The 22,832-nt window shown below is 69.7% G+C and carries 23 protein-coding genes; 12 read left to right on the top strand and 11 right to left on the bottom strand.

Annotation, left to right across the window (positions count from 1 at the left end; genetic code table 11):
• Positions 1-8 precede the first annotated feature (8 nt).
• Positions 9-1,124: a site-2 protease family protein gene (locus V5F48_RS13475; RefSeq protein WP_394259135.1), complete on the bottom strand. Its 1,116-nt coding sequence runs from the start codon at positions 1,122-1,124 to the stop codon at positions 9-11.
• Positions 1,125-1,383: 259 nt separating this feature from the next.
• Here V5F48_RS13475 and V5F48_RS13470 point away from each other — a divergent pair, with 259 nt between their 5' ends.
• From V5F48_RS13470 to V5F48_RS13455, 4 genes are all read left to right on the top strand, one after another.
• Positions 1,384-1,881, top strand: coding sequence for a MarR family winged helix-turn-helix transcriptional regulator (locus V5F48_RS13470; protein WP_394259134.1), 498 nt, complete (start codon positions 1,384-1,386; stop codon positions 1,879-1,881).
• On the top strand, positions 1,878-3,230 hold the full coding sequence (locus V5F48_RS13465) for a multidrug effflux MFS transporter (RefSeq protein WP_394259133.1): 1,353 nt from the start codon (positions 1,878-1,880) through the stop codon (positions 3,228-3,230). The genes V5F48_RS13470 and V5F48_RS13465 overlap by 4 nt, the downstream gene beginning before the upstream one ends.
• Positions 3,231-3,352: 122 nt before the next feature.
• Positions 3,353-3,772, top strand: a complete 420-nt coding sequence (locus tag V5F48_RS13460) for a cysteine rich repeat-containing protein (protein ID WP_394259132.1) — start codon at positions 3,353-3,355, stop codon at positions 3,770-3,772.
• A 14-nt stretch (positions 3,773-3,786) separates the two neighbouring features.
• Complete coding sequence (locus V5F48_RS13455; protein ID WP_394259131.1) at positions 3,787-4,416, top strand: OmpA family protein; 630 nt, start codon at positions 3,787-3,789, stop codon at positions 4,414-4,416.
• A 113-nt stretch (positions 4,417-4,529) separates the two neighbouring features.
• On the opposite strand, the gene V5F48_RS13450 is transcribed toward V5F48_RS13455, so the two are convergent.
• Together V5F48_RS13450 and V5F48_RS13445 are read right to left on the bottom strand one after the other, a co-directional pair.
• Positions 4,530-5,441, bottom strand: a complete 912-nt coding sequence (locus V5F48_RS13450) for a hypothetical protein (protein ID WP_394259130.1) — start codon at positions 5,439-5,441, stop codon at positions 4,530-4,532.
• A gap of 3 nt (positions 5,442-5,444) precedes the next feature.
• A complete protein-coding gene (locus tag V5F48_RS13445) occupies positions 5,445-5,615 on the bottom strand; it encodes a hypothetical protein (RefSeq protein WP_394259129.1) in 171 nt (56 codons plus the stop codon).
• 219 nt (positions 5,616-5,834) lie between these two features.
• Here V5F48_RS13445 and V5F48_RS13440 point away from each other — a divergent pair, with 219 nt between their 5' ends.
• Positions 5,835-6,299 carry an arsenate reductase/protein-tyrosine-phosphatase family protein gene (locus tag V5F48_RS13440; protein WP_394109154.1) on the top strand — a complete coding sequence of 155 codons (465 nt, stop codon included), beginning with the start codon at positions 5,835-5,837 and terminating at the stop codon, positions 6,297-6,299.
• A 131-nt stretch (positions 6,300-6,430) separates the two neighbouring features.
• Here the strand turns inward: V5F48_RS13440 and denD are convergent, their stop codons facing one another.
• The 6 genes from denD to V5F48_RS13410 all read right to left on the bottom strand — a co-directional run bounded on the left by denD (position 6,431) and on the right by V5F48_RS13410 (position 12,781).
• Entirely contained in the window at positions 6,431-7,408 is a 978-nt protein-coding gene (gene denD / locus V5F48_RS13435) for a D-erythronate dehydrogenase (RefSeq protein ID WP_394259128.1), read from the bottom strand.
• Positions 7,409-7,478: 70 nt separating this feature from the next.
• Positions 7,479-8,222, bottom strand: a complete 744-nt coding sequence (locus tag V5F48_RS13430) for an SDR family oxidoreductase (RefSeq protein WP_394259127.1) — start codon at positions 8,220-8,222, stop codon at positions 7,479-7,481.
• A 40-nt stretch (positions 8,223-8,262) separates the two neighbouring features.
• Complete coding sequence (locus V5F48_RS13425; protein ID WP_394259126.1) at positions 8,263-8,997, bottom strand: GNAT family N-acetyltransferase; 735 nt, start codon at positions 8,995-8,997, stop codon at positions 8,263-8,265.
• Positions 8,998-9,009: 12 nt separating this feature from the next.
• Positions 9,010-10,824, bottom strand: a complete 1,815-nt coding sequence (locus V5F48_RS13420; protein ID WP_394259125.1) for an IlvD/Edd family dehydratase — start codon at positions 10,822-10,824, stop codon at positions 9,010-9,012.
• A gap of 128 nt (positions 10,825-10,952) precedes the next feature.
• Complete coding sequence (locus tag V5F48_RS13415; protein ID WP_394109149.1) at positions 10,953-12,143, bottom strand: low temperature requirement protein A; 1,191 nt, start codon at positions 12,141-12,143, stop codon at positions 10,953-10,955.
• Between the two features lie 284 nt (positions 12,144-12,427).
• Positions 12,428-12,781, bottom strand: coding sequence for an STAS domain-containing protein (locus tag V5F48_RS13410; RefSeq protein ID WP_394109148.1), 354 nt, complete (start codon positions 12,779-12,781; stop codon positions 12,428-12,430).
• Positions 12,782-13,014: 233 nt separating this feature from the next.
• Between V5F48_RS13410 and V5F48_RS13405 the strand changes: the two genes are divergently transcribed.
• The 7 genes from V5F48_RS13405 (at position 13,015) to V5F48_RS13370 (ending at position 20,677) form a co-directional block, all read left to right on the top strand.
• The gene (locus V5F48_RS13405) at positions 13,015-13,812 is read left to right on the top strand and encodes an energy-coupling factor ABC transporter ATP-binding protein (protein ID WP_463595826.1); all 798 of its coding nucleotides are present in this window, start codon (positions 13,015-13,017) and stop codon (positions 13,810-13,812) included.
• Positions 13,809-14,450 carry an energy-coupling factor transporter transmembrane component T family protein gene (locus V5F48_RS13400; protein WP_394259123.1) on the top strand — a complete coding sequence of 214 codons (642 nt, stop codon included), beginning with the start codon at positions 13,809-13,811 and terminating at the stop codon, positions 14,448-14,450. Before V5F48_RS13405 ends, V5F48_RS13400 begins: the two co-directional genes overlap by 4 nt.
• A 10-nt stretch (positions 14,451-14,460) precedes the next feature.
• Positions 14,461-15,003 (top strand): biotin transporter BioY, encoded by a 543-nt coding sequence (locus tag V5F48_RS13395; protein ID WP_394259122.1) that lies wholly within the window; start codon positions 14,461-14,463, stop codon positions 15,001-15,003.
• Positions 15,000-16,508 carry an AMP-binding protein gene (locus V5F48_RS13390; RefSeq protein ID WP_394259121.1) on the top strand — a complete coding sequence of 503 codons (1,509 nt, stop codon included), beginning with the start codon at positions 15,000-15,002 and terminating at the stop codon, positions 16,506-16,508. Before V5F48_RS13395 ends, V5F48_RS13390 begins: the two co-directional genes overlap by 4 nt.
• Positions 16,505-17,830 (top strand): thiolase family protein, encoded by a 1,326-nt coding sequence (locus tag V5F48_RS13385; RefSeq protein ID WP_463595823.1) that lies wholly within the window; start codon positions 16,505-16,507, stop codon positions 17,828-17,830. The genes V5F48_RS13390 and V5F48_RS13385 overlap by 4 nt, the downstream gene beginning before the upstream one ends.
• Complete coding sequence (locus V5F48_RS13375) at positions 17,754-18,539, top strand: CHAD domain-containing protein (protein ID WP_394259120.1); 786 nt, start codon at positions 17,754-17,756, stop codon at positions 18,537-18,539. Before V5F48_RS13385 ends, V5F48_RS13375 begins: the two co-directional genes overlap by 77 nt.
• Before the next feature lie 326 nt (positions 18,540-18,865).
• Positions 18,866-20,677: a PHA/PHB synthase family protein gene (locus V5F48_RS13370; RefSeq protein ID WP_394259119.1), complete on the top strand. Its 1,812-nt coding sequence runs from the start codon at positions 18,866-18,868 to the stop codon at positions 20,675-20,677.
• 19 nt (positions 20,678-20,696) lie between these two features.
• Here the strand turns inward: V5F48_RS13370 and V5F48_RS13365 are convergent, their stop codons facing one another.
• Both V5F48_RS13365 and mbfA read right to left on the bottom strand, forming a co-directional pair.
• Positions 20,697-21,680 carry a zinc-dependent alcohol dehydrogenase family protein gene (locus V5F48_RS13365; protein WP_394259118.1) on the bottom strand — a complete coding sequence of 328 codons (984 nt, stop codon included), beginning with the start codon at positions 21,678-21,680 and terminating at the stop codon, positions 20,697-20,699.
• A gap of 104 nt (positions 21,681-21,784) precedes the next feature.
• Positions 21,785-22,762: an iron exporter MbfA gene (mbfA, locus tag V5F48_RS13360; RefSeq protein ID WP_394109140.1), complete on the bottom strand. Its 978-nt coding sequence runs from the start codon at positions 22,760-22,762 to the stop codon at positions 21,785-21,787.
• Positions 22,763-22,832 lie beyond the last annotated feature (70 nt).

Below are 22,832 nucleotides of genomic sequence, written 5' to 3'. Positions count from 1 at the left end.
GTTTACATTCAGGAGCCCTGTGCCGCCGGCCGCTCGCCGCGCGCCACATGCAGCATCATCAACTCGCCCACATTCTCCGGCGTCAGCAGGCCGACGAGCTTGCCGGACCCATCCACCACGCCCACGGCCGGAACCTGGGCGGAGGTGATGAGCTTGAGCGCCATATCGAGCTTGGAGCGGGCCTCCACCACCGGCACGTCCGCCTGCATCACCTCGATCACGGCGGTCTGTGGCCCCTGGTCCTTCATGGCGCGGATCATGGCGTCGCGGGTGAGCACGCCGCGCAGGTGGCCGGCGCCGTCCACCACCGGGAACTCCTTCTGGGTGGAGCGGATGAGGGCGTCGGCCGCGTCGTCCACGGTGGATTGCGGCCCAAGCGTCTCGAAATGGGTGATCATGGCGTCCGAGACCAAAAGGCCGCGCGAGGCTTCCTTCAGCTGCGCCTGACCGGCCTCGCCCGATGCGGCGAGGAAGACGAACACGCCGATGATCATCAGCATGGGATTGGTGAAGATGCCCAGAAGGCCCATGCCGATGGCGAGGCCCTGGCCGATGGAGGCGGCGGTGGCGGTGGCCCTGGCATGGCCCATGTTCATGGCCAGCAGCGCCCGCAGCACCCGCCCCCCGTCCATGGGAAAGGCGGGGATGAGGTTGAACAGCACCAGGAAGATGTTGGCGCCGGCCAGCTTCACCAGGATGGAGGTGCGCGGGTCCTCGACCTTGGCGAGGTTCTCCGCCGTGAGGTCGGTGCCGCCGAGGGTGGCACCGAGGATGACGAGCAGCACCAGCGCGATCACCACGTTCACCAGCGGCCCGGCGATGGCCACCACCAGCTCCTGCGACGGCTTCTCCGGAATCCGCTCCAGATTGGCGATGCCGCCGAACGGCCACAGGGTGATGTCCGGCGTCTTCACGCCGTAGCGGCGGGCGGCGAAGACGTGCCCCAGCTCGTGCAGCAGCACGCAGGCGAACAGCAGTGCCACGAACAGCACGCCTTCCCAGGCGGCGGATGCGCCCCCCGAGCGGTAATAGGCTGCCCAGATCCACACCAGGAACAAGAGGAACGTGACGTGGATGCGGATCGCGGTCTCGCCGAGCCGGCCGATGGTAAGGGACCAGGGCATGGGGATCTCCTCGGGCGTCGCGCCGGGTGGGCGGGCGCGGGGATGGAAACGGTCTGCTCCGGTCTAAACCGGTACGGGGGCTCCTACACGTCGAAAGCGACGAACCGGATGCGTCGGATTGGAAAAGTGCCGGATTGCTGGGCAGGCGGCCGGGCACTGTGCGCCCCCGACATATCCGCGGCGTCCGCGGGCCAAATTCCGCGTCCAAGAACGCCGCACAGTTGATCATAAGGATTACATATTATATAGCTCCCTTGCTATGATTGATCCTGTTGCCGCAAGCACCCTTCCCCCCGCGCGTCCCGCACCAAGTGAGCCGCCCCTCGGCTTCGTCCTGGTGGATGCGGCACGGCTTTACCGCGCGCGCATCGACCGGGCCTTCGAGGGGGCGGGCCTCGGCCTCACGGCCGGGGAGGCGCGCACGCTGGCCCATGTGGATTTCCATCCGGGCCTCAAGCAATCGGCGCTGGCGGAGAAGATGAATGTGGAGCCCATGACGCTGGTGGGCTTCCTCGACCGGCTCGAAGCCGCCGGCCTCGTGATGCGCGAAACCGACCCCAAGGACCGCCGCGCCAAGATCGTGACGCTCACGCCCGAGGCGACGCCTCTTGTCGCGGGGGTGATGTCGGCGGCGGCGACCGCGCGCCGGGAGGCCACCTGCGGCTTCTCGGAGGCCGAGCAGGCCCTGCTGCGGGACCTTCTCCTGCGGCTGCGCGAGAACCTCGCGCGGGAGCATCGTGCGAGGGACGAGAAATGACCGACGCCCGGCTCGCCCCCGCGCCGGGCGTCGGCGTTTCGGCCGCGCCGCTCATGAGCGAGCGGGAAGTGTCCGTCATCGGCGGGCTCATGGTGATGCTCGGGCCCATCAGCCTCGCCATGTACACGCCGGCCCTGCCGACGCTGGTCGCAGTCTTCGGCACCAGCATTCCCACGGTGAAGCTGACCCTCACCGTGTTCTTCATGGGCTTCGCCTTTTCCCAGCTGGTCTGCGGGCCGCTCTCGGATGGTTACGGGCGGCGCCCGGTGGCGCTGGGCTTCTTCGGCATCTATCTCGCCGGCAGCATCGTTGCCATGCTGGCGCCCACCATCGGCTGGCTGATCGCCGGGCGCGCCCTGCAGGGCATCGGCTGTGCCGCCGGTGTCGCACTGGCCCGCGCGCTGGTGCGCGACCAATATACCGGCCAGGCGTCGGCGCGGGTGATGAACCTCATCGGCACCATGCTGGCCATCGGCCCGGCCGTTTCGCCTACGCTGGGCGGGCTCATTCTCGGCACGGCGGGCTGGCATGTGATCTTCATCGCCATGGCGGCCTACGGCCTCGTGCTGGTGGCGGTCCTCGCCTTCCGGGTGCCGGAAACCAACCTGATGCCGGACCGCGCGCTGGCCGCCCCCCGCGGGGTGGCGAAGAGCTACCGCCGGCTCATCACCGACCGCGTGTTCATGCGCGCCGCGCTCACCGCCGGCCTCAGCCTCGGCGGCATCTATACCCTGTCGGCGCTGCTGCCCTTCATCCTCATCGAGCGGGTGGGGCTCTCGCCCACCGGCTTCGGCCTCGCCATGCTGCTGCAGACCGGCGCCTTCCTGTCCGGAACCCTCATCGCCGGGCCGCTGCTGAAGCGTCACAGCGCCCACAGCCTGATCCTGCCCGGCCTGCTGCTGGTGCTCGCCGGTGCGGCGGGGCTGGGTCTCGGGCCGTCCGTGCTGCCGCTGACCACCGCGACCGTCATGCTGCCCATCTCCCTGTGGGCCTGCGGCATCGCCCTGATTCTTCCCGGCTGCACCACCGCCGGCCTTGCCGGGTTCGCGCCCATTGCCGGTGCGGCGTCGGCGCTGATGGGCTTCCTGCAGATCGGCAGCGGCTTCCTCGGCACCTCGCTGTCGGTGCTGTTTTCCTCGCCGCTCGCCGCCATGATGACACTGTTGCCGGCCTTTGCCGCCGCCGCGGCGGGCGCGCACCTGCTGCTGGCGCCGCGCCGCGAGCCGGCGATGGCCGCGGGGGCCGGTGTGGTCGATGCCACCGATCTGGAGCTGGCCGCCGATCCGCTCGGCGTGGTGGGCGCCGCCGGCGACGAGCTCAAGGCGGGAACCTACGGCAAGGCCTCCTGAGGCGGCGATCTTGCGTGAAAGATGCAGGTCGCGCCATCTGAGCGACGTTACCCGTTGACCGCGACCGATCCGCAATGGTCAATTCCCGCGCGCCTGACGTATCGGGACATGGGGGACATCGTATGAGATTTGCGGGACTAGCTCTGGCCGTCGTGCTGGCGCTTGCCGGGGGGCAGGCCAAGGCCCAGACCGTCAGCTACGCGCAGGCGGCCGGCCTCCTCGCGCAGCATTGCGGCGGGGATATCATGAAGCTCTGCCGTGGCATCAACCTCGGCAACGGCGCCATCCATAACTGCCTCGCCCAGAGCGCCGCGCAGCTGTCGCCGGCCTGCGCCGCCAACCATGCCGGCATCCGCGAGATGACCGAGGCGCGGGCCGCGGCCCAGAAGCAGGTCTACAAGACCTGCGACCGCGACGTCGCCCAGTTCTGTCCCGGCCTCGTGCCCGGCGACGGCAACATCGTCTCGTGCCTCCTGGAGGCGTCCAAGGTGGTGAGCGGGACCTGCACCGCCTCGCTCGTCAATGCCGGCTACGGACAGTGAAGGGAGGGCTGAGCATGACCGTGTTTCGTTTCGCCAACATGCGCCTCGGCGCTGCCCTTCTTCTCGCCGGCACCGCGGTCGTCCCCGCGCTGCTCGACGCGCGGCCCGCGTCCGCCCAGGTCTTCACCCCCAACGCCCAGATCGTCCAGGGGCTGCAGACCTCCGTCGACGACGTGCCGCAGGTGTCGGCCGAGGCGCTGCGCGGCCTCGCCCAGGCGCACATGAAGTACACCGGCCCGCCGGAAAGCCGTCCGCCGCTCGCGATCCAGCTTGACCAGCTGGCCCAGATCAACGTGGAAATCGTGTTCGACCTCAACTCCGCGATGATCAAGCCGGAATCCTACCGCACCATCGGCTCCATCGCGGACGCCATGCACAATCCGGTGCTGCTCGGCTACAAGTTCCTGGTGGTCGGCAACACCGATGCCACCGGTACCCGCGAGCTCAATATGAAGCTCAGCCAGCAGCGCTCGGACGCCGTGGTCGAGGCGCTCTCCACCACCTTCCGGGTGGACCCGCGCCGGCTCCAGTCTGTCGGTCTCGGCGAGGAGGCGCTTCAGGATGCCAGGCATCCCGACGCCGCCATCAACCGCCGGGTGCAGATCTTCAACGTCGGCCGCGCCGGCGCGCTCGCGCAGCAGTAACGCAGGCTGATCCTCAAGACAGCGCCGCCGCCCTGACCTTGGTCCGGGCGGCGGCGTTTTTTGTTTTGGCGCGGCGATGCCGTTCACTCAGGGCGCGATCCGATCAGATTGAATCAAGCTGATCGGCGCGTGCTCTCGGCCGTCGGCGTGCCGGTGGCCGGCTTGCGAGCCTTGCCGGGCTTGGTGGCGGCCTTCGCTGCGCCTTTCGGGGCCGGGGCCTTCGCCACTTCGGATTTCTTGACCTCCGCCTTCACGGCCTTCGCTGCCGGAGCCTTGGCAGGTGTCTTCGCGGTAGATGTCTTGGCGGCAGGTGTCTTTGCGGCCGGCTTCGCGGGCTTCGTCTCGACCGGCTTGGCAACGACAGACTTGGCAACGACAGGCTTGGCGACGACCTTGGCCTCAGCTTTCGCGGCTGGCTTGGAAGCAGCAGCCTTGGGAGCCACCTTGGCGGGCGCCTTCGGCGCGGCAGTAGCCTTTACCGCCGGGGCTTTTGCCGCCGCCTCAACGGTGCCCTTAGCAGCAGCCTTAGCAGCAGCCTTGGCCGTCGCCTTCGGCGCGGTCTTGGCGGGTTCCGCCTCGACCTTCGGGGCGGATGCCTTGACGGTCTTGGCAGCGGTCTTCACCGGGGCAGTCTTCGCCGGGCTCTTGGCTACGCCCAAGGCCGGGGCAACCGCCTTCGGCGCGCCGGCCTTGGCGGGAGTCTTGGCTGCGGGCTTGGCTGCCGGCTTGGCGGCCTTGGCCGCGGCCTTCGCCTCGACCTTGACGGCGGGTGCCGGCTCGGCGGCCTTCGGCGCCGGCTTGGCCTTGGCTACCGGCTTGGCCTTGGTCACGGGCTTCGCGGCGGGCGCCGGTGCGGCAGGCGTCACGGCGACCTTGGGCTGGTCCGGGGCCTGGGTGAGCACGGAGCCGGCCAGCGCGCGAATCTCGTCGGGGCTCAGGCTGGAGGGATCCTTCAGCGCCTTCGCCGCGATGGTGCTCACCTTGTCGCTCGTCACTTCCGGCTTCTTCGCCAGCTTCTTGGCCATGACTCAATCTCCGAATTCAACGCGCCGGCGCAGAACCTTCGGTCGAATCAAGACGCCCGCCAGCAGCCGATCCATCTGCGGATAGATTTTCGGAATGGTTAACGTCGACTTTTCACAAGTGAGAGCAATGGGTTGTCGGATGGCCTTGACGTCGGCGGGAGGGCGTGTCGCCATCCCAATCGGCTCATACGCCGTGTCGATGGATGCCGGGCGATTCGCGGTGCACGACCCTGTCCGGCCTGTCACAGCCGCGTCGGCTCCGTGGGATAGGGTGCGAATCAGCGGGCGGGATGCCGCCGGGCCACGCGTCGCTCACATTTCATCGCAGTCGTTCCTGAGCATCGCAGTCGTTTCCTGACTCGGGTTCCATCATTCGGGGCGAGAGAAGATCCCATGCCGATGACCGGACGGCCCACCGTTCTCTTCGTGTGCCCGGACAATGCGGGCACGAGCCTGATGGCGGAAGCGATCGCGCTTCACGGCCACCGCGGGCTGAGGCCGTTCAGCGCCGCCGCCCTGGTGCCCGGCGCGGTGGATTCCGCGCTGATTGATTGCCTCCAGGCCGCGCAGGTGCCTGCCGATGGCCTGTCGGCGAAGCCGGCGGGGGTGTTCGGCCTGTCCGGCGCGCCCCGGCTCGACGTGGTGGTGGCACTGGGCGCGCAGGCGTGGCGCGCCCTGCGGCGCCAGCCCTTCATCGGCCTGCTGCGCTTTGAATTCTGGCAGCTGCCCGAGGTGGAGCGGGGCGAAAGCCTCGCCGCCCGGCGCGCCGCCTATCGCACCCTGCTTCCCGACCTCGACGGCGCCATCGGCCGGCTGGAAGAGCGCATCGCCCTGCGCATGGCCCGCGCTGCCGCCTGAACGGCGGCCATGGCCCGCGCCGCCGCCTGACGCAAAAGGCCGATGAGCCTGGCTCACCGGCCTTGGGTCAAATCCCCCGCGCGACGCCAATCCCCGCGTAGGGCCAATCCTCGCGGGAAACTTGGCAGGGATCAGTCGGCGATCTTGCCGCCCAGCTCGTCCTCGATGTGGATGCGGATGATCTCCTCAAAGGAGCTTTCCGCCACGAAGCCCAGCTCGGTGGCGCGGCGGGGCTCGAACTTGCGCGGCCAGCCCGAGACAATCTTCGCGATCACCGGATCGGGGGCGCGGGTGATGCGGGCCACCGCCTTGTCGCCGGCCACCTTGCGCAGCGCCTCGATCTGCTCGCCCACCGTCACCGCCAGGCCCGGCATGGTGAGATTGCGGCGCGGGCCGACCTTTTCGCCGTCGAGGGTTGCGGCATGGATGAGGAAGCCCACCGCCGAGCGGGGCGAGGCGTGCCAGTGCATGACATCTTCCGGCACCGGCAGCACCGCGTCCAGCCCCGCCAGCGGCTCGCGGATGATGCCGGAGAAGAAGCCGGAGGCCGCCTTGTTGGGCACTCCGGGGCGCACGCAGATGGTGGGCAGGCGGATGCCGATGCCGTCGAAGAAGCCGCGCCGCGTATAGTCCGCCAGCAGCAGTTCGCCCATGGCCTTCTGCGCCCCGTAGGAGGTGAGCGGCGTGGGGAAGAACTCGTCGGGAATTGCATCCGGGAAGGGCGCGCCGAACACCGCGATGGACGAGGTGAAGACGAGGCGCGGGGTGTAGCCCTCCATCAGGCGCACGGCGTCGAACAGGTGGCGGGTGCCATCGAGATTGATGCGATAGCCCTTGTCGAAATCCGCTTCTGCCTCGCCGGAGACGATGGCCGCGAGGTGGAAGATCACGTCGGGCTTTTCCGCCACCACCACCGCCGCCTCGCCGGGCACGGACAGGTCCGACACCCGCGTGTCGATGGGGAAGGGCGCCTGCGGCGGCTTGGGCGGCACCACGTCGTGGGCGGTGAGGCGGGTGATGGGCGTGCCGCCGAGGTGCCCCTCGCGGGCGAGGCGTTCGATGAGCTTGCGGCCGACCATGCCGGCGCCGCCGATGACGAGAATATGCATGTGAGGGGTCCTCAAGGCGCGTTCGAGCGAAGGTTCAGGGCGTTTCACAGGTCGACGGGGCAGCCGCGCCCTAAAGCGCCCAGCCGCCGTCGATGATGTGGATCTGCCCGGTGGTGAAGGCGCTCTCATCGGAGGCGAGATAGAGCGCCAGCGCCGCGATCTCCTCCGGCGTGCCGAGCCGGCCCATGGGCTGGCGGCCGACGAAATCGGCCCGCACGTCGTCCAGCGAGCGGCCGGTCTGGGCCGAGACGGCGGCGATGCGCTCGTCCAGCGAGGGCGACTGGATGGTGCCGGGGCAGATGACGTTGGCGCGCACGCCCTTCAGGATGAAGTCCGCCGCCACCGCCTTGGTGAGGCCGATCACCGCCGCCTTGGAGGCGCCGTAGACATAGCGGTTCGGCACGCCGCGGATGGAGGAGGCCGCCGAGGCGATATTGACGATGGAACCCTTGCCCTTCTCCAGCATGCCCGGCAGGAATGCCGAGATGGTGCGGTGCATGGCCTTCACATTGAGGTCGAAGGAGAAGTCCCAGTCCTTCTCCGAGGTGTCGAAGATGTTGCCCTGGTGCACATAGCCGGCGGCATTCACCAGCACGTCCACCGGGCCGATCGCCTTGGCCAGCGCGGCCACGGCTTCCGTGGCGCGCACGTCGAGCTTATGGGCCGCGCCGGGAAAGCCTTCGAGCTTGGCGGTGTCGAGATCGGTGGCGATCACGCTCGCGCCCTCGCGCACGAAGGCTTCGGCGATGGCCCGGCCGATGCCCTGTCCCGCCGCCGTCACCAGCGCGGTTTTACCCTGAAGTCGTCCACCCATGGCGTTCCTCTTGAGCTTTTGGGATTGGTGGGGCGATGCCTCACAATCCGGCGCGGATGTCCTCCAGCCGCTGCTTCTGGCGGCCGTCGGCGTCGAAATTGGCGGGATCGAGCCAGCCCTCGAAGGCGGCCCTGGCGCGGGGCCATTCATGGTCGAGCAAAGCGTACCAGGCGGTGTCGCGGTTCAGCCCCTTGATGATCATGTGCTGGCGGAACAGGCCCTCGTAGCTGAAGCCGAGGCGCTCCGCCGCCCGCCGCGAGGGGGCGTTGAGGGCGTTGCACTTCCACTCGTAGCGGCGACAGGCGAGATCCTCGAAGACGTGCCGCGCCATGAGATACATGGCCTCGGTCGCCCCCGGCGTGAGCTGGAGCGCGGGGGTGTAGAGGATATTCCCCACCTCGATCACCCGGTGCGCCGGCTCCATGCGCATGTAGGTGGCGTGGCCCACCGCGCGGCCGCTCCCCGTCTCGACGATGGCGAACAGCAGCGGGTCGGTCCTGGTGGCGGCCTCGGCGTAAAAGCGCTGGAAGGCGGCTTCGTCGGGGAAGGGGGCGGCGGAGAGATAGGCCCACAGGGCGTCGCGCTCCGGCCCGTGGGAGAGGGCATAGAGCGAAGCGGCGTGCCGATCGGCGTCAAACGGCACCAGGGCGACGTGCCGTCCTTCCAGGGTGACGGGCGCCGGCCGCCGGGCCGGGCCGCCTTCCACCGGGGCACCGAGAGGGACCGCGTCCGGGACTGCGCCGGAAAGGATGCCCGGCGCCGCCTGTTGGCTCATGGGTCTGCTCGCTCAGTGGTTGTCGCGGGGAACGCCCATGGTCTGGGCCACCCGCTGGTACTTCACCGCCGGCTTCAGAACCATGCCCTCGTCGAACTGCGCCACCATGGAGCGCTGGATCTCCTGCCAGGGGGTCTGGCTCTGCGGCACGGCAAAGCCGCCACGGCCCTGCAGGTCGGCCCGGCGCTGCGCCAGCTCCTCCGGGGAGATGAGGATGTCGGCGGTGCAGGTGTTGAGGTCGATGCGCACCCGGTCGCCGGTCTTCAACAAGGCGAGCCCGCCGCCCGCCGCCGCCTCCGGCGAGGCGTTGAGGATGGAGGGCGAGCCCGAGGTGCCGGACTGGCGCCCGTCGCCGATGCAGGGCAGGGCGTGGATGCCCTTCCTGATAAGGGCGGTGGGCGGCTGCATGTTCACCACCTCGGCCCCGCCCGGATAGCCCAGCGGCCCGGTGCCACGGATGAACAGCAGGGTGTATTCGTCGATGCCCAGCGAGGCGTCGTCGATGCGGTGGTGGTAGTCCTCCGGCCCCTCGAACACCACGGCGCGGCCCTCGAAGGCCTCGGGATCGTTCGGGTTGGAGAGGAAGCGGGCGCGGAACTCGGGCGAGATCACCGAGGTCTTCATCACCGCATTGTCGAACAGGTTGCCGTGCAGCACGATGAAGCCGGCATCCGCCTTCATGGGCGCGTCATAGGTCTTGATGACCTCGCGGTCCCAGGAGAGCTTGCCCTTGCAGTTTTCGCCGATGGAGCGCCCGTTCACGGTGAGCGCGTCCTCGTGGATCTTGCCCTTCTCGATCAGCTCGGCCACCACCGCCGGCACGCCGCCGGCGCGGTGGAACTCCTCGCCGAGATATTCGCCGGCGGGCTGGAGGTTCACCAGAAGCGGGATCTTGTGGCCCACCGCCTGCCAGTCATCCACATTCAGCGGCACGCCCACATGGCGGGCGATGGCATTGAGGTGGATGGGGGCGTTGGTGGAGCCGCCGATGGCGGAATTCACGCGGATGGCGTTCTCGAACGCCGCGCGGGTGAGGATATCGGAGGGTTTGAGGTCCTCCCACACCATGTCCACGATGCGCTTGCCGGTCTCGTAGGCGATCTGCCCGCGCTCGCGATAGGGCGCGGGAATGGCGGCGCAGCCGGGCAGGGACATGCCCAGGGCCTCGGCCAGTGCGTTCATGGTGGAGGCGGTGCCCATGGTGTTGCAATGGCCCACCGAGGGGGCGGAGGAGGCCACCAGGTTCATGAAGGTGTCGTAGTCGATCTCGCCGGTGGCGTATTGCTCGCGCCCCTTCCACACCACGGTGCCGGAGCCGGTGCGCTCGCCCTTCCACCAGCCGTTCAGCATGGGCCCGCCCGACAGCACGATGGCCGGGATGTTCACGGTGGCCGCCGCCATGATGCAGGCGGGGGTGGTCTTGTCGCAGCCGGTGGTCAGCACCACGCCGTCCAGGGGATAGCCGTAGAGGATTTCCACCAGGCCGAGATAGGCAAGGTTCCGGTCGAGCGCGGCGGTGGGGCGCTTGCCGGTCTCCTGGATGGGATGGACCGGGAACTCGAACGGCACGCCGCCCATGGCCTCGATGCCGTCGCGCACCCGCTTGGCGAGGTCGAGGTGGTGGCGGTTGCAGGGGGAGAGGTCGGAGCCGGTCTGGGCGATGCCAATGATGGGCTTGCCCGACTGCAGCTCTTCCCGGGTCAGGCCGAAATTCAGGTAGCGCTCCAGATAGAGCGCGGTCATGCCGGGATTGTCGGGGTTGTCGAACCAGAGCTGGGACCTGAGCTTGAGGCCGTGCTTCTCGGGCTGGTCGCCTTGACCGGACATGGGCGTCTCCATGGAAATCTATGCATTCCGGCGTTCCGACGCGCCGGTTTTAATCGATTTGATTTCGGCGATATATGCGCCTCGGCGCGCCGGAAATCAATCGGGTTCGCGCCACGCCACGGCCGTTTTCAGTCCGCCCGCCGTGGCGTGATGTGGCGCAGGGCGACGGCCTCCCAGCCCGCCACCACCAGCAGGGCGCCGGTCCCCGCGGCGGCGAGGCCGAGCGGGCTGAAGCGGCTGGCGAAGGGGATCAGCAGCGCCAGCAGGCCGAGCCCGACCAGATGGGAGAGCGGAAAGCGGCGGAGGAGCGGGTATTTGAAAAGTCCGCACCCCAGCACATAGAGCGCAGGGCCGCCGAGGATGGCGAATGCCGCCGCCGTCGAGAGATGCCCGCCGGGATGGGCGAGGATCAGCTCATCGGAAACGGCGCAGCCGACAATGCCGATGACAATGATCTGGTGGATGTAGGTGTAGGTCAGCCGGGCCATGTGCCCGCTGTCCTCGACCTGGGCAAAGCGGGCGCTGGCGCGTTCCGATCCGGTGTCGAAATAGATCCACCACATGGCCACGGTGCCGAGAAAGGCGGTGACGAAGGCCGCAACATTGAGGCCGGTCCACGCGAGGTCGGAGGCGGTGGCGCCGGTGACGAGGATGGATTCGCCCAGCGCGATGATGATGAACAGGGCGCAGCGCTCGGACAGGTGCCGGCCCTCCACCTTCCAGTCCGCCGCCTTGGAGGCGCCGAGGCCCGGCACGAAGAAGCCGGTGGAGGGCGCGAGGCTCTCCAGCACCACGGCGAGCATCCACAGGCCGAGCCGGGCCTCGCCATGCAGGAAGGCGCCGACAATCCACAGGCCGGAGGCCAAAGCCTGCCATGCCAGGATGCGCTTGAAGTTCAGGGACTGGGCGCGATCGTGGCGCGCCACCGCCCAGATGGTAAAGGCGGAGCGCCCCATCTGGAACGTCGCATAGGCGAGGGCGAAGGCAAGGCCGCCCTCATGGAAGGCTTTCGGCAGGGACGCGGATAAGACGAGGCCCACCAGCATCAGCGCCAGCAGCATGAGCCGCACCGGCTTGCGGTCCGGATCGAGCCAGTTGGTCACCCAGGCGGTGTCGATCCACGCCCACCAGACGGCGATGAACAGGACCAGCGTCTGCAGCAGCCCGATCACCGAGAGGTCGTGCAGCAGATGGTGGGACAGCTGAGTGATGGCGAAGACGAAGACCAGATCGAAGAACAGCTCGATGAAGGTCACCGTGTGATGGCCGTGCTCCGGCGCCTTGCGCAGGAGGAATTGCCGCGCTCCCAGTCCGCTCATGCCACCTCCCGCAGTGCTCGCCCGCGCGACAGCGGAGCAAGTGCCGGATATCCCGATGACCCGTGTTTTCGCATCCCCACGGGCGGCAGATCAATCGGTATCGTGGTGGCGCGGCAGGCAGGTCACGGCTTTGGCCGCTGGAAGAGCCGGCGGCGGCCGGGCTCAGCGCGGTCTAGAGCATTTCCCGTTTCACTGAATCGGGGAAATGCTCTAGGTTATTGAGTTTACGCGTTTTCTTTGCGCGAACCGGTACCCACTTCGCTCGAAAACGCTCTAGCCTGCGATCAGGAGGTCGCGTCGGCGGCGGCGAGCGCTGCGTCGGCATCCGCGCGGGTGGCGACCAGGGTGGCCAGCTCGCCCAGGCCGGTGGTGAGGAGAACGTCCTTCACCGTCGGCGTCGCGCCGAACACGATCAGGCGCCCGCCCCGGCGGGCCAGGGCCTTGGCATTGCTGATGAACAGGCGAATGCCGATGGAGGCGACGAAGGGCGTCGCCGACAGGTCGACGAGGGTCGCCTTGGCGTGGCTCGACACGGCGCTGAACGCCACCTCGATCTGCGCCGTGCCTTCGATGTCGAGCCGGCCGTCGAGCACGATCAGAACCTGTTCCGGGCCGAGGGCGTGGGTTTCAATGTTCATGGATGTGAGACCGGGCTTGAAGGACGGCGGCGAGCATGGGGGTCGCGCCAAGGAAGCGAGAGGCCTCTATTTCATCCGGATGTTTCAGTTGTGTGACGCGTGCCGGGCGCGGTCCGGCCTTGTGTCCGCCGGAGGTCGTAGCGGAAAGCGCCGCCGGATGCCGCCGGGCACGGGGCGCCCCGCCAAGGGGTTTGCAGCGCTGAGGGAAGCGTATAATCCATCCCGCACCCGCGATGTTCAACGCTTCACGATCCGCGCGCCCCGCGCGCCAGCCGAATCGCCCCGACGCCGGCGACCTGCCCGCTTCGGATACGTCAGGTCGCGCCGGCGGCATGGTGCTTGACCGTGTCGTCCTCGACCGTGGCGCCCGCTCGGTCTTCGCCGGCCTGTCCCTCACCCTGTCCGAACGGCGCATCGGGCTGGTGGGCGACAACGGCTCGGGCAAGAGCACCTTGCTGCGGCTGCTGAACGGCCTGCTCCTGCCCGATGCGGGAACGGTAAGCGTGGCCGGGCTCGACACCCGCAAGGAGCGCCGCCGCCTGCCGGCCACCGTGGGCTTCGTGTTCCAGAACGTGGACCACCAGATCATCTTCCCCACCGTGCGGGAGGAAATCGCCTTCGGCCCCATCGCCCAGGGCCGCCCCAAGGCCGAGGCCAACGCCGCCGCCGACCTGCTGCTGGCCCGCCACGGCTGCGCCGGCTGGGGCGAGCGGGCGGTGGCGGACCTCTCCGAGGGCCAGAAGCAGCTGGTGTGCATCCTCGCCGCGCTGGCGGCCGGACCGCGCATCCTGCTGCTGGACGAACCCTTCTCCAGCCTCGACCTCACCACCCGCCTCGGCTTCGCCGCGCGGCTCGCCGGCCTCGACCTCCAGGTGGTCATGGCGAGCCACGACCTGCACCTGTTCGACAGCTTCGACCGGGTGCTGTGGCTGAAGGGCGGCATCATCGCCGCCGACGGCGCGCCGGGGGAGGTCATCCCGCTCTACGAGGCGGACGCCCGCGCCCGCGCCGCGGCGGGAGGCCAGCCGTGATCGCCGGCTATCTCTCCGGCTCCAGCCTGCTGCACCGGCTGCCGGCGGGGGTGAAGCTGATGGCGCTGGCCGTGCTGTCGGTCTTCATCCTGCCCATCGGCGACCCGCTGGTGCTGGCCGGCGTGCTCGTGGCGGTGCTGCTGGTCTATGCCGGCTTCGGACGGCGCGGGCTGCTGCGCATCCTGGTCTGGCGCAGCATGGTGCCGCTGCTCGTCCTCGTCTTCGTGCTGCAGGTGTGGGCGGCTTCCCTGTCGGTGGCGGCGGCGAGCGTGCTGCGCATCGCGGTGATGGTGCTCATGGCCGATCTCGTCACCCTGTCCACCCGCTTTCAGGACATGATGGACGCGGTGGCCGTGCCGCTGAAGCCGCTGGCGCGGTTCGGGCTTGATCCCGAGCGGCTGGCGCTGGCGGTGGCGCTGGTGCTGCGCTTCGTGCCGGTGCTGCTGGAAAGCTGGCGGGGACGGGAGGAGGCCTGGCGCGCCCGCAGCCCGCGCCGGCCGGGGCTGGTGCTCATCGGCGCCTTCTTCTCCGGCGCGTTGTCCACCGCCGACCAGGTGGCGGAAGCCCTCGACGCCCGCGGCTTCGGCATGCCCGATCAGCCGGAGCCGCCCGCCGCGCCGCCGCGCCCGAACCCGTAAAGGATCGACCATGGACACTCGCACCCTCGTGCGCATCGCGCTCATCGCGGCCCTCATCGCGGCGCTCGGCTTGGTGCCGCCCATCTACCTGCCGCTGGCCGCCGGCGTACCCATCACCGCCCAGAGCCTCGGCGTGATGCTCGCCGGCCTGCTCTTGGGCGCGCGGGCCGGGGCGGCGGCGGTGGCGCTGTTCGTCTTCGTGGTGCTCCTGGGGGCGCCGTTGCTGTCGGGCGGGCGCGGCGGCTACGGTGTCCTCTTTGGGGCCACCGCAGGCTTCCTCATCGGCTACATCGCCGGGGCCTATGTGGTGGGCTTGCTGGCCGAGCGGCTGAGGCTGCCGGCTTTCGCCTCGGCCTTCGTCGCCTGCGTGGTGGGCGGCATCGGCGTGGTCTATCTGTTCGGCATCCCGGTGCTGGGGGCGGTGGCGGGCATCGGCCCGATGGTCGGCGCGGCGGTGTTCCTGCCCGGCGACCTCATCAAGGCGGTGGGGGCCTCGGTGCTGGTCACCACCGTGCTGCGCAACTGGTCGGTGGCGGCGCAGCCGCGCCCGTGAGCATCACCCGCCATCTCGCCCGCCACGGCGCCGAGCGCCCCCACGCGCCGGCCCTGACCTGCGAGGGCGAAAGCCTTACCCATGGCGCCGTCGCCGCGCTGGTGCAGCGCATCGCCGCCCGGTTCCAAGACGCGCCCGAAGGCGGCATCGCGCTGGACCTGCCCAATGGCGCGGCGCTGGCGGTGCTGTTCCTCGCCGCCGCCCATGCGGGACGGGAGGGGCAGGTGCTCGATCCCTCCTGGCCGGCGGGGCAGCGGGCGGACATCCTTGCCCGCATCCGACCGGGGCTGCTGGTGTCATGCGGCGTGGATGGCGACGTGCGCCTGTCTCCAACTCAAGGGCTGGCGGGGCTCGCCGAAGCCATGGGCGCCGGTACGACACAGATGATCGAGCCGCCCCACCCGGACCTGTCTTTCCCGGACCCGTCTTTCCCGGACTTGCCCTTCTATGTGGGCTTCACCTCCGGCTCCACCGGCCTGCCGAAGGGCTATCGCCGCGCCCACCGCTCCTGGACCGAGAGCTTCGATGCGGACACGCGCGAATTCGGCATCGGCCCCGACGATGTGCTGCTGGCGCCGGGCGCCCTCACCCATTCCCTGTTCCTCTATGCGCTGGCGCGCGGGCTCGACGCCGGCGCCCATGTGATCCTCACAAAAAGCTTCCGCCCCCGCGCGGTGGCCGACCTCGCGCGCCGGCACCAGGCCAGCGTGCTCTGTGGCGTGCCGACCCAGCTCGCTTTGCTGCTGGATCATCTGGCGGCGGAGGGGGCAACGCTGGACCAGGTGCGCCTCGTGCTGTGCTCGGGTGCCAAATGGCCGGCGGGGCGCAAGGCGCTGCTCTCCCGCCATCTGCCGAAGGCCGGCTTCGCCGAGTTCTACGGCGCGTCGGAACTCTCCTTCATCACCGTGGCGAAGGGCGACGAACGGGTGCCCGAGGGCTCGGTGGGCCGCGCCTTCGACGGCGTCCGCCTCTCCATCCGCGACAGGGCCGGCCGGCGCCTGCCGGTGGGGCGCACCGGCCTCGTCTTCGTCGAAAGCCCCTTCCTGTTTCTGGACTATGCCACCGGCGACAGCCCGGACCTCATGCGCCACGGGCCGGAAATCAGCGTCGGCGACATGGGCCGGCTCGACGCTGCCGGCTTCCTCACCCTGGCGGGGCGGGCCAAGCGCATGATCGTCACCTCCGGCAAGAACCTTTATCCCGAAGAGGTGGAGCGGCAGTTGGAGCTTCATCCCGCCGTCGCCGCTGCCGCCGTTCTGGGCGTGCCGGACGGCAAGCGCGGCGAGCGGCTGGTGGCCTTCATCCAGCCGCAGGAGAGGGCGCACGAGGGAGGGGGACAGGTGACGCGGGCGGACCTCGTGGCGTGGCTGCGGCCGCGGCTCGCCCTGTTCAAGGTGCCGCGGCTTTATGCGCGGGTCGCCCGCTGGCCGCTGACGGCCTCCGGCAAGACCGACTTTGCCGCCGTCGCCCGCCTGTGGCCACACGGCTGCGAGTTGATCCCGTGACCGGCGCCGCGCAGGATCGTGTCGCGCTTCTGGCCGCCAGGCGCACGGCGGTGGTGCCGCGCGGCGGCGCGTTCCGCGACCTGGAGCCCTTCGCCCTCGCGGCGGCCCTGATCGGCCCCCTGCTCGCCGAGGCCGGCATCGCGCCCGAGGCGGTGGACGAGGTGATCCTCGGCAATGCCCTGTCCGGCGGCGGCAATGTGGCGCGGGTGGCGGCGCTCGCCGCCGGCCTGCCGCAGCACATCCCGGCCCTGACGCTGGACACCCAGTGCTGCTCGGGCCTCGACGCCATCCGCATGGGCGCCGCGCGCATCGCTGCGGGGGAGGCGCATTATGTGATCGCCGGTGGGGTGGAGAGCTTCAGCCGCGCCCCGCTGCGCGCCCATCGCCCGCGCACGAAGGACGAGGCGCCGGCCTTCTACCGCCAGCCGGCCTTCACCCCCTGGCCGGAGCGCGAGCCGGACCTCGCCGCGGCCGCCGCCCAACTGGCCCGCGCCGAGGGCATCACGCGACAGGCGCAGGAGGCCTTTGCGATGGAAAGCCATCGCCGGGCGCTGGCCGCCGCGCCGCCGGAGGGCGAGATCGTGCCGGTGAACGGCATGGCCATGGACCCGTTCGCGCGGGCCTTGTCCCCGGCCTTGCTCGCCCGCCTGCCGGTGATCGCGGTGGATGCGGACGATGCGGCCTTTGGGGTCACCGCCGCCACCACGGCGGTGGAGGCGGATGCGGCGGCCATCGTGCTGCTCGGGCCGGGCGGGGCGGGGCGGGTTCGGATCGTCGGCGCGCTGGCGCGGGGCGGCGATCCGCTGATGCCGGCGCTGGCGCCGGTGGCGGCGGTGGAAGCCCTGTGCGCGCGGCTCGGCCTTCATGCGCGCGACATGGAACATGTGGAACTGATGGAGGCCTATGCCGCGCAGGCCCTCGCCGGCATGGGGCGGCTGGGCCTTGATCCGGCGCGGGTCAATGCGCAGGGCGGGGCGCTCGCCCCGGGGCCATCCCATCGGGGCGTCCGGGGCGGTGCTGGCGGTGCGCGCCTTCCACCGGCTCCAGGCGACGGGCGGCCGGGCGCTGGTGGCCATCGCCGGGGCGGGAGGCATCGCCAGCGCCATGGTGGTATCACGGCAAGACGAAACCCTCCGGCCGTGGCAGGATTGAAGGATGGGATCTGGACAGGATATGGACGCGCGACTGGACACCACTGGGCCCGATGGGCCACCTGCCCCCGCTTCGGTCGCCGGGCAGGCGCTGGTGTTTGCGCTCATCGACGTGCTCGACACCCTCAAGGAGGCCATCGAGGATCCGGACCCGGTGGAGATGGTCCATGACGCCCGCAAGGCCATGAAGGAATTGCGGGCGCTGCTGCGCCTCGTGCCCGGCAAGACCGCCGTGGCCTTGCGTCGGCATACGTCGGAGGTGGCCCGCGCCCTGTCCGGCGCGCGGGACAAGGCGGCGGCCGGCGAAGCCATCGATGTGATCGAGGCCGCCGGCCTGCTCATCGCCTGCGACGCGGCGGATGCGCGCGCCGCCATCGGCCCCGATGCGGCGGAGCCGGAGGAGGCCGAGCGCCATCGCGCAACCCTGACCGCTTTCGGTGCCGAGGTACGGGCGGCGCTTGCGGGCGACTTCGGTGCCGAGGTGGCTTCTGCGGATGTGGGGGCCGGGCTGGTGAAAGCCTATCGGCAGGCCCGGCGTGCGCATTTTGCCGGTCCCGAGGCCATGCATGACGCCCGCAAAAGGGTGGTGGCCCATCGCTACCAGATGAGCTTCATCGCCTCCGCCTGCCGCGGGCGGGGGGCGAAGCGCGCCCGCGAGGCCCAGCGCCTGCGGGATATCCTCGGCGCCTATCAGGACATCGAGATCCTGCGCCCCATGCTTCTGGCCGCGCCCGATCTGGCGGACGGGACGCGGCAGCGGCTCGACTTCGCCATGGGCCGCGCCCAGAAGCGGCTGAAGAAGAAGGCCGAGCGCCGCCACAAGGTGCTGTTTCGGCTCCGGCCCAAGGCGTTTCTGGCGCGCTACCGGGATCGTCTTTGACCTGTCGCATCCATTTGATGCGGGTCATGGTGCCGAAATCCGCCCAACGCATTCTGGCGCGCCATGAAAGCGCCCTGAGCGCGGGCAAGGAACAGGACGCGTGCCATCGGCGATCCGCCCGGCGGCTCCCAAGTTTGTGAAGAGACCGGCCGATGCCCCTCGAAACCCGCCTTCCGCCCCTCGCCCTTGTCCCGACCGCGCCGCCGGAGGCGCCCGGCGGGACGGCCCCGAAAGCCGGGCCGGCTGCCGTGCCATCGTCTTCTGCCCAGTCATCTTCCCCCCCGTCGTCTTCCCCCCCGTCGTCTTCCGCTCCGGCGCGTCCGGCCATGGACTTTTCCCAGTTGCCCCATCCGGCCCGGATGCTGGCGCAGACGTGGGCGCGCCTGACCTGCCAGGACGACGAGGATTTCGACCGGGGCGCCGGTCCCCGGGCGTTCCGCGCCGTGGACCGGGCTGCGGCGGCGCTGGTGGCGCGCTCCACGTCCGGCCTGTCGCCGGCGGCGCTGTCGCTCGCCTTTCTCGACTGGTGGATGCATCTGGCGGTCGCACCCGGCAAGCAGGCCGAGCTGGGCCTGAAGGCGTGGCGCAAGGCGGCGCGGTTCGGCTCCTATGCGGTGGCCTCCAGCTTTGACCGGACCTTCCCCAATTGCATCGCCCCCCTGCCGGGCGACGAGCGCTTCAGCGCTCCGGTGTGGCAGGACTGGCCGTTCCGCTTCTGGTACCAGGCCTTTTTGCTGAACCAGCAGTGGTGGCACAACGCCACCCATGGGGTGCCCGGCGTGAAGCCCCACGACGAGGCGCTGGTAGCCTTCGCCGCGCGGCAATTGCTCGACGTGTTCTCGCCGTCCAACTCGCCCCTCACCAATCCGCAGGTGATCCGCCGCACCCGTGAGACCGGCGGGATGAATGTCGTCCAGGGCGCGCGCAACGCGCTGGCCGATCTCGCGCGCAAGGCGGGTGACCGGCCGCCGGTGGGGGCGGAGGCCTTTGTCCCCGGGCAGAACGTGGCGGTGACGCCGGGTGAGGTGGTCTTCCGCAACCACCTCATCGAGCTGATCCAGTATCGCGCCACCACGAACGAAGTGGCGGCCGAGCCGGTGCTGATCGTACCGGCCTGGATCATGAAATATTACATCCTGGACCTGTCGCCCGAAAATTCGCTGGTGCGCTATCTGGTGTCGAAGGGCCACACGGTGTTCTGCATCTCCTGGCGCAACGTGACGCAGGAGGACCGCGACCTCGGCTTCGACGACTACCGCACCGAGGGCGTCATGGCGGCGCTCGACGCCATCGCGGCCATCGTGCCAGGCAGCAAGGTGCATGCGGCGGGCTATTGCCTCGGCGGCACGCTCTTGTCGGTGGCCGCCGGTGCCATGGCGCGGGCCGGCGACGACCGGCTCGCCTCGGTTACCCTGCTGGCGGCGCAGACGGATTTTTCGGAAGCCGGCGAGCTTCAGCTCTTCGTCGATCCCAGCGAACTCTACATGCTGGAAAGCATGATGTGGGACCAGGGCTATCTCGCCGCCGGGCAGATGGCCGGGGCGTTCGAGATGCTGCGCTCCAACGACCTCGTCTGGTCGCGCCTGGTGCACGAATATCTCATGGGCGAGCGCACGCCCATGAACGACCTCATGGCCTGGAACGCGGACGCGACCCGCATGCCCTATCGCATGCATTCGGACTATCTGCGCCGCTTCTTCCTCGACAACGACCTCGCCGCCGGCCGCTATCGCGTGGCGGGGCGGCCGGTGTCGCTGCTCGACATCCGGGTGCCGTTGTTCGCGGTGGGCACGGAGCGGGACCATGTGGCGCCGTGGCGCTCGGTCTACAAGATCCACCAGCTCACCGACACCGACGTCACCTTCGTGCTCACCTCGGGCGGGCACAATGCGGGCATCGTGAGCGAGCCGGGGCACCCGCGCCGGCATTTCCGCCTGCATGAGACCCGATATGGCGACATGCATCTCGGCCCGGACGAATGGATGGAGGCCACCGCGCCGCAGGACGGCTCCTGGTGGTCTGCCTGGGAGGCCTGGCTGGCCGCCCGGTCCACCGGGCCGGTCGGCCTGCCGCCCATCGGCGGCCCCGGCTATCCGACGCTCGGGCCGGCCCCCGGCACCTATGTGATGCAGCGCTGAGGGCTTCTCGGGTTTGGTGTTATGGCACCAGCACGGCCGCGCCCTTCAGGCGGCCGTGGCGCAGGTCGTCCAGGGCTTCATTGGCCTGCGCCAGCGGGTAGGGCGTCACATGGGTGGTGACGCCGGCCTTCGGCGCCAGCGCCAGGAACTCGTGCGCATCCGCCCGGGTCAGGTTGGCCACCGACAGGATCTTTCGCTCCTCCCACAGCCAGCGATAGGGGAAGGAGGGGATGTCGCTCATATGGATGCCGCCGCATACCACGCGTCCGCCCTTGCGCACGGCCCGCAGGGCCTGCGGCACCAGCTCCCCCGCCGGGGCGAAGATGAGGGCGGCGTCCAGCGGCTCGGGGGCCGGGGCATCGGAGGGGCCGGCATGGACGGCGCCGAGGGAGCGGGCGAAATCCTGCGCCGCCTCGTCGCCGGGGCGGGTGAAGGCATAGATTTCCCGGCCCTGATGGCGGGCCACCTGGGCGATGATGTGCGCCGCCGCGCCGAAGCCGTAGAGGCCGATGCGCCGGCCCTCGCCCGCCATCTTCAGGGTGCGCCAGCCGATGAGGCCGGCGCAGAGCAGCGGCGCCAGTGCGGTGTCGTCGCCCGCTTCGCCGAGGGGATAGACGAAGCTCGCATCCGCCACCGTGTGGGTGGCGAAGCCGCCGTCCCGCGTGCAGCCGGTGAAGACGGGGGTATCGCAGAGGTTTTCCTCCTGCGTGGCGCAATAGGGGCAGGTGCCGCAGGCATGGCCGAGCCAGCCCACGCCCACCCGCTCCCCGAGCCTGAGGTGGGACACCCCCGCGCCCAGCATGGCCACGCGGCCGACGATCTCGTGGCCGGGCACGATGGGCAGCATGGTCTGGCTGAGTTCGCCGTCCACCACATGAAGGTCGGTGCGGCAGACGCCGCAGGCGGTGACCGCGATCACCACCTCGCCCGGCCCCGCGACCGGGTCCGGCCGTTCCTGCGCCACCAGCTTCTCCCCGGTGCGTTTCAGGACCATGGCGAGCATGCGGACCTCCCCGAGAACCGGGCAAGGTTCGCACTCCTGCGCCCGTCGCGCCAATGATCTTGGCCAATGATCTTGAGCAAGCCGCGTCGGCGTGCGCCGAAGCGTCAGCTGCCGCCGATGAAGATGCCCGCCGCCAGCACCAGCGCGCCGCCCAGCACCACCTGCATCACCGAGCGCCAGAACGGCGTTTCCATGAAGCGGTTCTGGATGAAGGCGATGGCCCACAATTCCACGAACACCACGATGATGGCGATGACCGTCGCGGTCCAGAACTCGGGGATGAGGTAGGGCAAAGCGTGGCCGAGGCCCCCCACCGCCGTCATCACGCCGGAGGCGATGCCGCGCTTGATGGGCGAGCCGCGGCCGGAGATGACGCCGTCGTCGTGCACCGCCTCGGTGAAGCCCATGGAGATGCCCGCGCCCACCGCCGCGGCCAGGCCCACCAGCAGGGTGGTGTGGGAATCCTGGGTGGCGAAGGCGGTGGCGAAGATGGGGGCAAGGGTGGAGACCGAGCCGTCCATCAGACCGGCAAGGCCCGGCTGCACCCAGGTGAGCACGAACTGGCGGTGGGCCTTCTCGTTCTCCTCGGCGCGCTTGTCCGCCGGCAGGTAGCGGTCCGCCAGCGAGCCGGCGATCTCCTCGTGCTGCAGCTCGGTCTTGTAGAGGCTTTCCAGCAGCTTGAGGGTGCTGGGGTCGGACGCCTTCTTCTGCGCCTGAAGGTAGAAATTGGCCGATTCGTCCTCCATCCGCCCGACTTCCGCGCGGATGCGCTCAATGCCGAGATTGACCACGGCCCACACCGGACGGCGATGGTAATAGCCGGCGATGCTCTCGCGCCGGATCAGCGGCACGTGGGGGCCGTAGCGGCGCTCATATTCGCGGGTGAGGCTGGTGGCATGGCCGCGCTCCTGCGCCGCCATGGCCTCGAACACCTTGGCGGTATCAGGATAGTCCTTGCGCAGGGCCTCGGCATAGTCGGTGTAGGTGTAGGCGTCGTCCTCCTCCGAGGAAATGGCGAGGGCAAGGACCTCCTGCTCGGACAGATCGGAGAAGCGACGGCGGCCGGGGAAAAAGCGGGACATCCCGGATGACTCCAAATTAGAATATTTCTAATATCATTAGACGAGCGATGGCCCGCAAAGGCAATGCGAC

Origin of the sequence: Xanthobacter autotrophicus ATCC 700552, from assembly GCF_043194565.1 — a bacterium.
Lineage (GTDB): Bacteria > Pseudomonadota > Alphaproteobacteria > Rhizobiales > Xanthobacteraceae > Xanthobacter > Xanthobacter autotrophicus_F.
Note: the sequence above shows the minus strand (reverse complement) of the source record. Positions and strands in the feature narration are given on the sequence as shown.

Coding starts and splice junctions, on each gene's coding strand:
- V5F48_RS13475 (WP_394259135.1), bottom strand. CDS start 1,124: ATGCCCTGGTCCCTTACCATCGGCCGGCTCGGCGAGACCGCGATCCGC.
- V5F48_RS13470 (WP_394259134.1), top strand. CDS start 1,384: ATGATTGATCCTGTTGCCGCAAGCACCCTTCCCCCCGCGCGTCCCGCA.
- V5F48_RS13465 (WP_394259133.1), top strand. CDS start 1,878: ATGACCGACGCCCGGCTCGCCCCCGCGCCGGGCGTCGGCGTTTCGGCC.
- V5F48_RS13460 (WP_394259132.1), top strand. CDS start 3,353: ATGAGATTTGCGGGACTAGCTCTGGCCGTCGTGCTGGCGCTTGCCGGG.
- V5F48_RS13455 (WP_394259131.1), top strand. CDS start 3,787: ATGACCGTGTTTCGTTTCGCCAACATGCGCCTCGGCGCTGCCCTTCTT.
- V5F48_RS13450 (WP_394259130.1), bottom strand. CDS start 5,441: ATGGCCAAGAAGCTGGCGAAGAAGCCGGAAGTGACGAGCGACAAGGTG.
- V5F48_RS13445 (WP_394259129.1), bottom strand. CDS start 5,615: ATGGCGACACGCCCTCCCGCCGACGTCAAGGCCATCCGACAACCCATT.
- V5F48_RS13440 (WP_394109154.1), top strand. CDS start 5,835: ATGCCGATGACCGGACGGCCCACCGTTCTCTTCGTGTGCCCGGACAAT.
- denD (WP_394259128.1), bottom strand. CDS start 7,408: ATGCATATTCTCGTCATCGGCGGCGCCGGCATGGTCGGCCGCAAGCTC.
- V5F48_RS13430 (WP_394259127.1), bottom strand. CDS start 8,222: ATGGGTGGACGACTTCAGGGTAAAACCGCGCTGGTGACGGCGGCGGGA.
- V5F48_RS13425 (WP_394259126.1), bottom strand. CDS start 8,997: ATGAGCCAACAGGCGGCGCCGGGCATCCTTTCCGGCGCAGTCCCGGAC.
- V5F48_RS13420 (WP_394259125.1), bottom strand. CDS start 10,824: ATGTCCGGTCAAGGCGACCAGCCCGAGAAGCACGGCCTCAAGCTCAGG.
- V5F48_RS13415 (WP_394109149.1), bottom strand. CDS start 12,143: ATGAGCGGACTGGGAGCGCGGCAATTCCTCCTGCGCAAGGCGCCGGAG.
- V5F48_RS13410 (WP_394109148.1), bottom strand. CDS start 12,781: ATGAACATTGAAACCCACGCCCTCGGCCCGGAACAGGTTCTGATCGTG.
- V5F48_RS13405 (WP_463595826.1), top strand. CDS start 13,015: ATGTTCAACGCTTCACGATCCGCGCGCCCCGCGCGCCAGCCGAATCGC.
- V5F48_RS13395 (WP_394259122.1), top strand. CDS start 14,461: ATGGACACTCGCACCCTCGTGCGCATCGCGCTCATCGCGGCCCTCATC.
- V5F48_RS13370 (WP_394259119.1), top strand. CDS start 18,866: ATGGACTTTTCCCAGTTGCCCCATCCGGCCCGGATGCTGGCGCAGACG.
- V5F48_RS13365 (WP_394259118.1), bottom strand. CDS start 21,680: ATGCTCGCCATGGTCCTGAAACGCACCGGGGAGAAGCTGGTGGCGCAG.
- mbfA (WP_394109140.1), bottom strand. CDS start 22,762: ATGTCCCGCTTTTTCCCCGGCCGCCGTCGCTTCTCCGATCTGTCCGAG.